General features: G+C 48.5%; 13 protein-coding genes. All 13 read right to left on the reverse strand.

The genetic code is table 11. From position 1 onward, the window contains the following. Nucleotides 1-11: 11 nt before the first annotated feature. The 13 genes from AC6EJC_RS05015 to AC6EJC_RS05075 all read right to left on the reverse strand — a co-directional run bounded on the left by AC6EJC_RS05015 (nt 12) and on the right by AC6EJC_RS05075 (nt 11,827). Nucleotides 12-2,588, reverse strand: a complete 2,577-nt coding sequence (locus AC6EJC_RS05015; protein ID WP_444953007.1) for a hypothetical protein — start codon at nt 2,586-2,588, stop codon at nt 12-14. A 1-nt stretch (nt 2,589) separates the two neighbouring features. Beyond that, nucleotides 2,590-3,264, reverse strand: coding sequence for a YmfQ family protein (locus AC6EJC_RS05020; protein ID WP_444953008.1), 675 nt, complete (start codon nt 3,262-3,264; stop codon nt 2,590-2,592). Further along, the gene (locus AC6EJC_RS05025) at nt 3,257-4,408 is read right to left on the reverse strand and encodes a baseplate J/gp47 family protein (RefSeq protein WP_444953009.1); all 1,152 of its coding nucleotides are present in this window, start codon (nt 4,406-4,408) and stop codon (nt 3,257-3,259) included. Before AC6EJC_RS05025 ends, AC6EJC_RS05020 begins: the two co-directional genes overlap by 8 nt. After that, nucleotides 4,408-4,872, reverse strand: a complete 465-nt coding sequence (locus AC6EJC_RS05030; protein ID WP_444953010.1) for a DUF2634 domain-containing protein — start codon at nt 4,870-4,872, stop codon at nt 4,408-4,410. The genes AC6EJC_RS05025 and AC6EJC_RS05030 overlap by 1 nt, the downstream gene beginning before the upstream one ends. Next, nucleotides 4,865-5,272, reverse strand: a complete 408-nt coding sequence (locus AC6EJC_RS05035) for a hypothetical protein (RefSeq protein WP_014280222.1) — start codon at nt 5,270-5,272, stop codon at nt 4,865-4,867. The genes AC6EJC_RS05030 and AC6EJC_RS05035 overlap by 8 nt, the downstream gene beginning before the upstream one ends. Next, complete coding sequence (locus AC6EJC_RS05040) at nt 5,265-6,242, reverse strand: XkdQ/YqbQ family protein (protein ID WP_444953011.1); 978 nt, start codon at nt 6,240-6,242, stop codon at nt 5,265-5,267. The genes AC6EJC_RS05035 and AC6EJC_RS05040 overlap by 8 nt, the downstream gene beginning before the upstream one ends. Further along, the gene (locus AC6EJC_RS05045; protein WP_444953012.1) at nt 6,239-6,883 is read right to left on the reverse strand and encodes a LysM peptidoglycan-binding domain-containing protein; all 645 of its coding nucleotides are present in this window, start codon (nt 6,881-6,883) and stop codon (nt 6,239-6,241) included. The genes AC6EJC_RS05040 and AC6EJC_RS05045 overlap by 4 nt, the downstream gene beginning before the upstream one ends. Before the next feature lie 36 nt (nt 6,884-6,919). Further along, nucleotides 6,920-8,944 (reverse strand): glycine zipper domain-containing protein, encoded by a 2,025-nt coding sequence (locus AC6EJC_RS05050; RefSeq protein ID WP_444953013.1) that lies wholly within the window; start codon nt 8,942-8,944, stop codon nt 6,920-6,922. Nucleotides 8,945-8,965: 21 nt separating this feature from the next. Beyond that, nucleotides 8,966-9,097 carry a hypothetical protein gene (locus tag AC6EJC_RS05055; RefSeq protein WP_444953014.1) on the reverse strand — a complete coding sequence of 44 codons (132 nt, stop codon included), beginning with the start codon at nt 9,095-9,097 and terminating at the stop codon, nt 8,966-8,968. Nucleotides 9,098-9,120: 23 nt separating this feature from the next. After that, a complete protein-coding gene (locus AC6EJC_RS05060; protein WP_007429164.1) occupies nt 9,121-9,555 on the reverse strand; it encodes a phage tail assembly chaperone in 435 nt (144 codons plus the stop codon). Between the two features lie 75 nt (nt 9,556-9,630). After that, on the reverse strand, nt 9,631-10,038 hold the full coding sequence (locus AC6EJC_RS05065) for a phage tail tube protein (protein WP_007429163.1): 408 nt from the start codon (nt 10,036-10,038) through the stop codon (nt 9,631-9,633). A 101-nt stretch (nt 10,039-10,139) separates the two neighbouring features. Continuing rightward, on the reverse strand, nt 10,140-11,606 hold the full coding sequence (locus AC6EJC_RS05070; RefSeq protein ID WP_444953015.1) for a phage tail sheath family protein: 1,467 nt from the start codon (nt 11,604-11,606) through the stop codon (nt 10,140-10,142). Between the two features lie 2 nt (nt 11,607-11,608). Then, a complete protein-coding gene (locus AC6EJC_RS05075; RefSeq protein WP_444953016.1) occupies nt 11,609-11,827 on the reverse strand; it encodes a YqzN/YkzM domain-containing protein in 219 nt (72 codons plus the stop codon). Nucleotide 11,828 lies beyond the last annotated feature (1 nt).

Genomic DNA, 11,828 nt, shown 5'->3' on the forward strand with positions numbered 1-11,828 from the left:
TGCTTACCTCCTTATTGTTCTGCTAAAAAAGATATACCGTCAAACCAAGCACCCCTATTGAACCAAGCGTTTTGCGTAACTACCACGCCTGATGCCTTAATAATAATTGTAGAGTTAAGCGCGTCGTTTGACCCATCACTTGTTCTCACCCGTATCTCCATGTCTTTTTTGGGCCGATAGCCTGCGGACAGAGTAAAAAGGTGCGTGCCTGGCGGGGTCGCTCCGTCTCGAATACCACCTCTAAACAACACCAGACCTTCCGACAAACGCAAATATTGAACCTCACCTGCCCATCCATTAAGCAAAGTCGGCATAAGCCACGATGGGTTATCCTTGTCCGCTTTCTTATTCTCCAGCACTGACACCCGTGAGTTGGCTTGCTGCACGCTCTCCACTAAGTCAACCAAAATCGTCTTCTCGTTGACTGCGTATGTGCCTGTGAACGGTACGACGGGCGAACGGTCAAGCATAAGGTATGTGACACTGTAAGCGGATTCTCTATCTTCATCTGATGCATATAGGAGTTGAGCCAAAGCGCCTGCATTTGTAACCCAGCCGTTGCTTTTAGACCACCTCATATCTAAAGCCCCATTTTTATACACCGATAGCATTTGCGTGGTACGATTTTTAAGCAAGCGAGCGCTAAAACTGGCGTTATTTATGTTCATCCTGTTGCCATAGGAAGTTACAGTTTCCGTATATACGTCAGCCGATTCACGCAGCACAATCCCCGTACCTACTTCAACCTGATTATCGCCCTCGTTAAACGTAAGTTGACCCTCAGATACGATAGGCTCAACAGTAGACGTAGCAAGTTGATATACGAGTTGGTACGGTGTAAGGCCGTTCAGTGTGTACGCTAAAGGCCCCTCGCTTGAGATTCGATTAAGGTCTTTAACTTCTCCGACATAGGAAGGAGTATTCCTAGCGTATGCCTGCTCGACCCACGCCTTTGTACCTGTACCATCGTACGTAGAACTAGCAGCCTGACCGGATATTTTCATTTTCCAGCCATTGAAATACGCCTTAATATCGTCTGCTGTCGGCGTGTAGTTGTCGCCCCATCCGCTGTCTGCGCTAGATATGGAAATGTCAAAAGCGTCTTTAGTTGCTTGGTTCCTAAAATAAGCATTGTCTGCTGAGGTCATGCCGGAATTTTTGCTTAGTATCTTACCGTCGTATTTTGTAACGTATAGAGCGTTCCAAGCGGCTGCGGCAGGGAGTCCAGAGATACCCACAACCTTGTATCCTGCATAAGAACCTGGTAATTCCCAGGTAAACGATCCATCCAGCACAACACGGTGCCAATTCTTATACTTAAAGTATTGTCCTTCACGCTCGAACACCGTGTCCGCATTAGCTCCTGTTACCGGATCGGCGTACAGATCCGTTTGCAGCGCCAACATGTAATCGACGCGTGGTTTGAATGGTTGGGCTGTGCTGCCGATGTTGAGCATAGGGTTAGAGATAGTCACCACTGTCGTCGCTGCTCCTAGCAAACGAACGTTAATGTTGGTTTCTCCGGCAGGTACAGTAAATGTAACGCTCAATAGTCCAAAACCCGTTTTATCCGCAAGCATAGTAGATTCTACGCTATTGGTGATGGATATCCGACCATTTACATCGGATGATTCAACTGATAGGGTATATGTCTTACCGGGGACTACTGGAGAAACATTGTGTATTAGTTTATTGTCCGATGTAACTAAAACACTTTTCAGGTCCAAAATTACGGGATTCCCTTGTTTTACTGACCACTCATAAAATGACGGTAGTAAGTTTTCCCCACTTCGGATCGCGTATGGATTACGTACAGGCGTTATACTGTCTACATAAGGATACTTCGAGGCTATTTGTTCTGCTGTCATGTTGGTCAGTGCTGTGTATTCAGCGTCGGAAATCTCATATAATCTAAGGGCATCTGCATAACCAACCTGACCGGCTGCTGTAACATTAAGTCGTGCCATCGCTTGGATGTTATTAACATCCACTGAGGGCGAAAATGCTACATAAGTGAATTCCCACTTGTTTTTGGAAGTAACCAGCGGAGTTGAGAAACTAGTTTTCTGAATAACAATTTGCATATTACTACCAGATTCATTGTACAAATTCCCAAGAGCAATATACTTTTTGCCTGCTTTTATTGTCGTTGTTGTATTGCCAAAACCATCAGCAATAGCATTGGCAAGTTCTGCTGTTATCTTTAAAGATCCACCGCCTACTATACTTTTTTTCATCTCAATATCCAACGTAGACTGAAAGCGTCCGAACCTCGAAAGGGTCTTTGATACTCCCCAATCTCTACCCGCCAAGTTCACTAACGTACGCCCGCTTAGCCCAGCGAGAGAAAATGGCGCGGCCTTTTCCGCATGAACAATTTGCACCCCGGGTTCCAAAGTTACCGCCTTACGTTCCATCGTATCCAGACGCTTTTTGATCGCATTCACACCATCATTCACATCACCTGCAAAATCGTCCACAGCGCGCCAGTTTTGGTCCAAATACTTCTCCAGATCAAAATACGTTGTTTTGGGCGATGTGCGGTCAATTTGATTTAAACCAAGATTCGGTGTTTTTTCGCTTGCCATATTACGCGCCACCTCCTAAATATCTATCCTGTGTTGTATGTTCATTTTCATAGAGAGTCATAGACTCAACTTCAGCAATGGTCAGGTAGCGTAATTTGTACTCTACTGCCATGTGAGCGGGCTTGATCTCCTCAATGGCTGCTTTAAGATCCTCCACGTTAGGCGGAATCCCGATCGTATCGATAAATTTGACGGTGAATCCCCATTCGGCGGGGTGAAAGGTAACATCAACTGTACCACCGTCATACGCCTCTGCTACATTTTTTACAAGCCGGCCGGAAAAAGTTCCTGCCCCTCGCAGCTTCGATTCCACCACCGCACGCCGTTGGTCCAATGGCTTCGCCAGGTCGGTTTCGATCCCCAGCTCCATTTCCCAGCGTTCTAGTCCCCATGTGGCGGTACGTACAAAAAACTGTCCCACCGTCGCATCCATTGCCAGATACAAGGCGTCCAATTCGCTTCCTTTAGCATCCATATCGGAACGCATCACACGTGAGGTTTCATAATAGGCAGGCAAATAGGAAAGCAGCTCGCGTCCCCGCAAGCTGCTCATTTGGCCCTCTGTATCTCCCGCTATAGTTACCTCATTAGCAAAAGAGTCACTATAGTTTGCAACATTTCCCTGGCTTGGGTTATTGAAAAAATCTTCAAAACTGTTCGTTCCATTGTTACTCACTGACGCTCACCGCCCCCAGCACTGCCACCTGACCTGATCCAATCTCAATATTCTGATTGCTCTGTCCATTGATTTTCAGTTCAGAGAAATCAATAATAATCGGAATGTCCAGCAGCACAGCAGAAATCCGGGTATATCGTACCAACGGGTCTTCCTTGTAAAAAGCAAGCTGCTTCAAATACGTCCGCACACCGCTTTCGATCAGCTTTTTGATTTCATCCAGTGTAGACGGCTTCTCCATAGTACGCTGTACCTTGACTGAGATGTTAATTTCCACTTCTGTCGCTGGCATGATCGTTACCACAGGACCCGCTGGTGCCAGCCCTTCGCCTTGCCCATCCTGGGTCGGATCAATATATTTTTGCACCGCGGCGACGATATCCGGGCTGGCAGCGCGTTTATCCGTGTCCAGCACATATAACCCCACTGTTCCTGGCCCTTTCCAGAGCGGAACAACCTCTACACCGCCTACTCCGGCAATTTCATTCGCCCACTGGGTATACTGTGCTTTGTTACCACTTGTGCCCTGGTTCCGCACCTTGGCATAAAATCGCTCCAGCAACAGCTGGTCGCTCTCAACGTCTGTACCGCTTTTTGTTTCCTCCGTATTGATCACAGAGGCAACCCCGCTAACCGGGGTTGCCATCACTTGGATGACACCCGCAGGCACATTACCGCTACGCCCGGGATTGACCGCCCGAATAGCTGCTTCCCCGGCACCTTGTTCATCCAGCGTAACCGAAGTCGTGGTCGCATACTCAATAGAAGCTTCCCCGGATACATCATCTGCCGGGGTTGCCACCAACGTTCCTGCTGGGATGGTCGTTCCCGCTGTGCCTGTAAACGTGACTGTACCTGAGGCGGAAACCGCTTCTCGCCGTGTCAGCCCATGCTCTGCTGTCCGCAAATCCAGCTCAGGTGAGCGAAAATCTGGATTATCGCTGGCTGCGGTGCTGGCAAAGCCCCGACGTAGCAGCTCCTGCGCCCAGATTGCCGCTTCGGATAGCATAAATGCTACTGGCGCCTGCGCATCCCAAATAAAAGAGCCCTCGGACTTATCCATGTCCGAAGGCACTTTTTCCAGCATCCGATTTAAAATTTCCTCTTCCGTCTGGTCTACCAAATATTCCGGCAAGTCTGCCATTAGATCACCACACTTTCCACAATTTCCGTTTCATCTCGCACGTTCGTAATCTGGCAGCTAAAATGGCACGCCTCACCTTCCCAGCGAAACGTGAATTGATCCACACTAGCCGTACGTGCATCTGCTGATAACGCCTCTGTGACCATGCGTTTAATTTCACTTTCCTGCACACCGTGCCCATAGCTGCTGCCAATCAGCTCCTCCAGCTCGCTACCATAGTCAGGTGAATAGATCACATGCCGGTAGCGAGGAGTGCGAATCGCTTTTTCACACCACTGTACCCAGGCTTCTTTCTCGCCTGTAGTCACGATTTTACGACTAGGGCTCATAACAAACTCACCGGCTTCAAAATCAAACCGCCAGCTTCGCCCAAATACTGCACGGTTATCCTCCAGTACATCCGGGTCGGTCATATCAGTATCTGTCCAGATCATATCATCCGTTTCGGGAAATAAATTAGCCACGTCCACTCACCACCTTGCACACAACAACTACATCGTTACCGCTATTCACCCGAACCGCAAGTACACGATCTCCGGGCTTGAGTCCTTCGTTCAAGCTAAGATTCACATCCTCCAGCTCGTCCTCCCCAATATAAAAGGAAGTTTTCAGCTCTTTGCCTTCCCAATTTTCCGATTCCACTGCGGTTGAGGTGCCTTTATACATATGACGTGGTACAGACAGCAGCCCCGGCAGCTCGGCGACCAGATAATCCTGAAGCTCATGTTTAAAATCGTCCAGCTTGAGTCCCGTGGAGGTGATCGTGCCTAGTACTGCGCCCACTCCACTCAGCGCTTGCTTGGTATGCTTATGAAATGAAGATTGCAGCGCAGTAGCCAAATGCCCATAGGGGTCCTTATTCAAGGTAAAACCTCCTTTTTACATCGTCATACGTTCCGAGCTCCAGCGACATACTGCCGGGGTTACCTAATTCCCTGCTCACCGAAATGACCAATAACTTTAAGGAGCCTAACATTACCGCGTCTCCTGCTCGAATCGTGTTCATATCCGGTGCATTTACTGATATCGTTTGCTGTATGCCTCTCAGCTTACTTTTGGCCAACTCACGTGCTGCTGCACCAGACTTGACTTCGTCATCCTGTACGATCACCTGAAGTGTCCCATATTTGGCAATGTCCTTCTCCTCAAGCGCCATCACCTTGGACGGTACCTCATTGCCTGTTTCACTGGCAGCCGTAGCCAGTACCTTCACTCTCGTGGCCGCACCTTCCAGCGTACGGGACTGTGTCGTATCAGTCACTCTCTCCAAAACATACACATCTTTGTTCGTTCCCAGCTCGTACAGCTCCAACCCGGAAGAAATCATCCGTGGATGATACAGCTTTCCCCCCGCCTTTGCCGTTTCGCGCAGATCTCCCAGCATCATAGAATAAATGGATTGTGTGCGGTATACGGCGCGTCCCAGCGTTTTTTTCGTATCTGGCAATGAAGCGATTTTCAGCTTCCAGTCCCTAGCATACTTCTGAAAACGCTGAGTAGCTGTCTGCTTGGCAGGAAGTAAATATTCATCTTCGGATTTATCCAAATACACCGTACGGTCATATAACGTCAGCGTCATACGTTTGAGCCCGTTGTTAGATGTTTCCACTTCCCAAATCACCGCTGGAGACAGCAAGGAGACATAATCCTTTTTGCCATAAGGAATCCCACTAACCCGGATCGACATCCCTGGAGAAATGGGCGGCATATCCGACGTAACGACCAGATTGACCGTTCCCTGATAGGCGATTTGCTCCAGCGAATCCCTCAAATTAATGTTCTCCACAAGCGGCGACAAATCATATTTATCCTGTAAAATGACTTTATAACTCATGACAGCACCAGCTTTTGCCCCGGTTTAATTGCATTCGGATTTTGTCCAATGACTTTTTTATTAAGCTGATAAATACGACTCCATTGCGAACTGTCCCCTAACTCGATCTTGGCAATTTTGGACAAGGAATCCCCGGACTTAACCGTATATGTTTTTTTCTTTTCTTTCATATCTGTGCGAGGCTTTTTGTTGACCGCAGCCGCCTTACTTCCTGTGCCACCAGTTTTTTTGGCAACTTTCATATCACTCCAGGTCCGCAGTGACAGATCAAAATTCACATCCCCATACTCGCCGCCTCGAAAGGTGGAATTATGAGATGCGACAATTACTGGCACATTCACGGCTGTCTCCGTGATGATAAAACGTAGCGGATTCTTGGATAACAAAAAGCCATTCAACGTGTTCATGGCCTCCTGCGGATCAGGGATATCTTCATATGTGCAATACGCTGGATTGTATTCTTTCGGAAAAAAAGAAGAGAAGGAGATTTCCTTCACCTTCTCCCCTTGTGGGAAGTCAAACTCCCCATAGGATAAAATCGTCGTTGTATCAAATCCTTTTTGCCGTGAGATCGTCACTTCCTCAGGATTTACTGGAAACTGAAACTTTTTTCCTTTACCATCCGTCAAACTAAATTCCATCTCTTTCCTCCTTCCCCATTGCTACCATCTACTGCACTACATAGCTCCAGCGCTCGCTGGCTTGGTGTTCTGCGTTGCACGCAGAATTTCAGCTTTGAGACGGTAGCCAATTTGCGTAATAAGCCCATCCACATCCAGCTTGTTCTCATGTACAGTGACCTGTACAGCCCCCGCAGGAAGATTGAATTGGTTGGTGGTTTCCGTTTTAAAATCCTTCAAAAAGCCAGACAGTGTTCCCATTTGTTCAGGACTAATCTGAACTACTTGAGGTGTCGGATTACCATTACCTTTGCCTTTAGCTTTGACTCCATTGTTCGCATGAGCCGCAGTATTCAACAGTGGGCTTGGGTTTATACCCTGGTTAGCGATAGCCATCGGTCCATAAGGATTAGGGACGCCTTTTACGCCTGGTTGCTGATGTCCATACATCACTTGAGAGCCGGGTGGTAACCCCGGAAAAGGTGGCATAGGTGTTAATGGTTTGGTAGACACAGCTACAGCCGGTTGAGGTGGTACGGCAGGTTTAGGTACTTCAGGTGGCTTAGCTGGGGCTTTCTTAGGTTCATCTTTTTTACCGAAAGAAAAGAAGTTAGAGATGCTATCACCAAAGGCTTCGCTCTTCTCAGAAAGCCATCCGGTTACTTTGGATGCCTTTTCCTTTATTTCAGAGCCATGGTCTGAAATCCAACCGCCCACTTTGCCCCCTAAAAAGTCACCTGCTAAACCGCCTACATATGAGCCAACAGCAGTACCGACACCTGGAAGCAAAAATGTTCCGATTGCTCCTCCGACTGTACTCCCAACCGCCCCACCTACGGTAGAACCAATCGCTTGTGCGCGTTCCTTGCCCGGAGCTGCTGTAGCTATGCTTGCTGCATCTGCCAGAACCCCCAAAGGCCCACTAATGAACTTTTTGCTCACACCAAGACCTTTACTCACTTTTTCAACTAATCCGCTATCGCTCACCATATCCAGGACAGAAGAAGTATCTAATTCCGTTCCACCAGATAGCAAGTTGCCTGCAAAGCTAAGAATACCACCCGACTTGGAAGAGCGACGATTACCAGGATTTCTGGGATTATTTCTTGGACTGGGAACTCTTCGGGCAGGATTAATCCGTGGATTGGATTCTGCTGAGCCTCCGGCGCTTTGTCGTCCGCTTCTGTTCCCTTGTGTCGAGTTCCGATCTCTAGTATTAATCCTTGCAATCTCTCCGGCTCTTGAATTAAAATCTCTTTGACCACCCGAAGACCGACGACCACCGCCTCTGTTACCAGACCTTCTGCCCCCGGTACGTCTGTTTCTTCTTCCGGGCCCATTGCCACCAAATCCGCCACCAGTAGACCTATCTGACGTAACTTGAATTAATTTTTTAATCAATTCTTTAATCTCCGAAAGGTCTTTATTGCCTGATGTTCCTTCAGTGTTTCCTTCTGCAGCTTCTTCTTTTTTTGAAGAAAAGAGAGTTTTTAGTGCACCTTTTGCCCCGCCTTCTCTCCAGGCGTCTTTGGTTGCCGTCCATTTTTCTTTTCCTTTTGAAATTGTATCAGGAATTTTCAGGATGGTTTGAGCACTTAAATCCTCACCTGTAACCCCTTTGTATACTTCCTGGACAACCTTAGCAGGTTCATTATACTTTTGCAGTGCCTCAGCCCAAGCAGGAAGCTTTTTGTCTTCTTCCTTAGGAGGCTCATCTTTTTTAAATATATTTGAACGGGAGTTGCCTTTAACTGCTTCTGTATTCTTATCAAGAGCTGCAACAAGACTACTGACTTTGTCAATGGACACATTACTGCTACTCTTCACCTTTAAATCCACACTTCCCGAAGCGTTAATAATCTGGGATTTGACCCGGTTAATCTTGTTCAACAGATTATCCAATCCTTTGGAAGCCATATCGTTCAGCACAATTTCCGGGGCCATGCGAGTGCGGCCGATTTTCAACACACGTCCTTGAATCCGCTCAAAATAGCGTTCCATTGCGCGCAGTTCTCTGTTCGCCTTAATGACGTTTTTAGGATCAATCACAAGGTTCATGCGGTAATTTAATGCTTCTGCCATCTATCATGTTCACCTCCTTGTTTATGCTTTTGAAGCTGCTATGTTATCCATTTCCTGTTCGGCAAACGCCAGCAGCAGCATGCGTTCACCGCGGGGAAGCTGCCAAAAATCTCCGGGGCGGAGGTGGTGCCGGACCCATAAGTGGTACAGCATCGTCGTCATTCCCCCGGAGCCGATTAGTTTTTTAGATCAGCAATCTCAACGCCAAAACCGGACAGTTCCAGCACCTTATCTCCTACTGCATCCAGTTCACCCGCCAGCAGCATACGGCGGACAGACTGTTCGCCACCGGACAGCTTCAAGCGGCTTGTAATCCGGGGATCGCCCCAACCGTTAAGGGACAAGCCTTTCACTTCCAGCTTGCCGGTAGCTTCCGAAATCAATAAGGCGTTGAACGTTTCAGTATCTACTTTTTCATCTACCGCACCCTTTACGGTTCGGCGAATCGTGCAACGTTCACGAATACTGTCCACCTTGCTCGAAGTCAGGCCGTGCAGCACAATTTTCATATCGAGGCGCTTGATACGAACCGTTTCCTCCGGCAATTTTTCAGCAGCTTCAAACAGACTGTCCAAAATTTGTTCTTCTGTCATATTCTCATTTAAGCTCATAAGTCATTCTCCCTTATTTTTAATTTATATTGGGGAACGGAACGCCTAACAGCATCCCATCCCCCGTCTTCCAATTTAGTTTGCTACAATCGGATCCAGCAGCTCATAACCTTCGAAGGTGAAGGTCGTTTCTTCCTGTACTTCTTCTCCTGCTGTCCAGTTGGCCAGTTGGATTTTGTCAGGAGTGCAGCGAATGAGACGAATACTTTCATGTCCAAAGGCTTCAGGATCATCCAGTTTAGTAATAATCTCAAAACGGTTAAAACCGCGACGAATCATATCGGATGTAACCTTGTAGCCACTCATTGTTCCCGTTCCTTTTTTGATACCGCGCTTATGCACTTTCCACTCATTGCCCACGAGATTCAGCTCGCGTTTTTCCATTTCCACGCTGGCTTCCAGCTTATTGATATTCGTCTGCCAAACCCCATCCACATGCGCCTGACCATACGTACCTAAAATGACTCTTGAAGCATCCAACATTTCTTTTTCCTCCTCAAAATGATCCATAATATAGTTCGGGATTTCACAAAATCCTCGTTGTTAAAAAGCTACTTCATTCCTGCTGATTGCCTGCGAAATGCTTATTGCACGTAAAATGTGCCGAACAGTTGCTCCATCACGTCGGTGAGCTTCACGTTCCATTGCAGGAACACTTGATCTGGCTCCGGTTTGATGACTGGCGCATCGCCGTAGTAGGCCGGGTCGAGAATGACATCGTAGCCATCCGCCTCAATAACGTTGCTCAGCGACAGCTGTGCCAGGTATTCTTTGATCGCACCGATGAGTGCCAGACGGCCTTCCACGGTGTTGTTAATTTTGCCAATGTAAGTCTCTTCGGATGCACGCTGCAAGTCAGCGTTAATAGCGTCCATGACACGGATGGAGCGGATTTTCTTCCATGCGTTGTTTTGCCCGGCAGACGGGTTCACCAAGCTGTTGATCCCACGCAACGCTTTGACCTGACGGCCGTCGAAGAACAAGAGGAAGACACCGTTACGGACAGCCTGCTCCTGCTCGGAACGTGTCCAGCGGCGGGTTACATCCTCAAAAGGCGTAACCGCATACGTCGCGGATTGATTCAGACGTTGGCCTGCAATCAGTCCGGCTACATAAGCAGCCGTTTGGGCGGAGCTGTAGTCCGTACCTGCCAGACGTACGCCCGTACCGACGTTCACGATGCCTTCATGGTTCAGCGCCAAGGAACGTGCAGAGGCCAAGCTGACAGCCGTTTTGGACACATCATCTGCCGCAGAACCGCCGAACACGGCGATTACGCCCTTCCCTTCGTTGCGGACACGCTTGATCCAGGCGGCAAAGCTTTGCAGCAATGCCAGATCAGCTGCATAATCCAGGGCCAAGACATTAAATTCCTGTCCTTCAAGTGCCTCCTGCATCGCGATGTAATCGGCATTAACCAGCTTGCTATTGCCGCTGTTGCCGCTAGTGAGGTGTACGCCGCTGACATCCACCGGAATGCCGCCGTCGCCGACAACCTCAGCCTTCACCCATACGTTTTCGCTGTTCTCGTTCATGGCCTTGGCAATGGAGGCAGCCGTACCGTCACTGCCTTTGTACGTGCCGAGCAGCTTGGTTCCTTCATAGAGACGCACCTCACGAGCTTGCTCATCACCCAATGTTGGCTGTACAGTTACAGCAAAACCATTACCGCGGCTACCTGTGTACAAAGCCTTCAGGCGCAGCACATCTGCCGGTGTCTCACCGCCGCTTTTCAGCGTCACAGATGCTTCAGCAGCTGTATCATCTGCCAAACGGTAAGCTAACAGCTTTTTCGGACCGCCCAGCAAAGCCAGATACAGCGTCGAATACGCGGTCGCCCCGTCCAGACTGTCACCCGAAAAGATTTGGCTGATTGCCGTTTCACTGCCGATCTCTACAAACTCACGTACAGGGCCCCAATTCGCCTTAACGGGTACAACGACCGTACCACGTGAGCCACCTTGAATCGCTGAAGCTGCTGCTGCCTGAAAATTCATATACAAACCCGGCAATACCGGTTTATTCGTGTTTTCCCATGTTCCGCCTGCCATAATTAGTCCACCTTCGCTTTCATAAATTGTTCGATTTTAGTGTGTGCTTCTGCTACCGTAAACAGCTTGTCCTGTGTGCCAAAAAAGGCGCCTGCCAGTACTTCTTCTTTCACAGAAAACAATTGTTCTGCGTGTTCCTTTAGCTCCACTAGCGTGTAGCGGGGGCCACTTGCTTCCTGCCCGGTATATACCGGGGCCTTCTCATGGTTTTCCAAGGTCACT

The organism is Paenibacillus sp. TY11 (assembly GCF_059772165.1).

Excerpts from the sequence above, each read along its gene's own strand:
- AC6EJC_RS05070 (WP_444953015.1), bottom strand. The coding sequence starts at position 11,606 with ATGGCAGGCGGAACATGGGAAAACACGAATAAACCGGTATTGCCGGGT.
- AC6EJC_RS05050 (WP_444953013.1), bottom strand. The coding sequence starts at position 8,944 with ATGGCAGAAGCATTAAATTACCGCATGAACCTTGTGATTGATCCTAAA.
- AC6EJC_RS05025 (WP_444953009.1), bottom strand. The coding sequence starts at position 4,408 with ATGGCAGACTTGCCGGAATATTTGGTAGACCAGACGGAAGAGGAAATT.
- AC6EJC_RS05040 (WP_444953011.1), bottom strand. The coding sequence starts at position 6,242 with ATGAGTTATAAAGTCATTTTACAGGATAAATATGATTTGTCGCCGCTT.
- AC6EJC_RS05055 (WP_444953014.1), bottom strand. The coding sequence starts at position 9,097 with ATGCTGTACCACTTATGGGTCCGGCACCACCTCCGCCCCGGAGATTTT.
- AC6EJC_RS05060 (WP_007429164.1), bottom strand. The coding sequence starts at position 9,555 with ATGAGCTTAAATGAGAATATGACAGAAGAACAAATTTTGGACAGTCTG.
- AC6EJC_RS05015 (WP_444953007.1), bottom strand. The coding sequence starts at position 2,588 with ATGGCAAGCGAAAAAACACCGAATCTTGGTTTAAATCAAATTGACCGC.
- AC6EJC_RS05045 (WP_444953012.1), bottom strand. The coding sequence starts at position 6,883 with ATGGAATTTAGTTTGACGGATGGTAAAGGAAAAAAGTTTCAGTTTCCA.
- AC6EJC_RS05065 (WP_007429163.1), bottom strand. The coding sequence starts at position 10,038 with ATGTTGGATGCTTCAAGAGTCATTTTAGGTACGTATGGTCAGGCGCAT.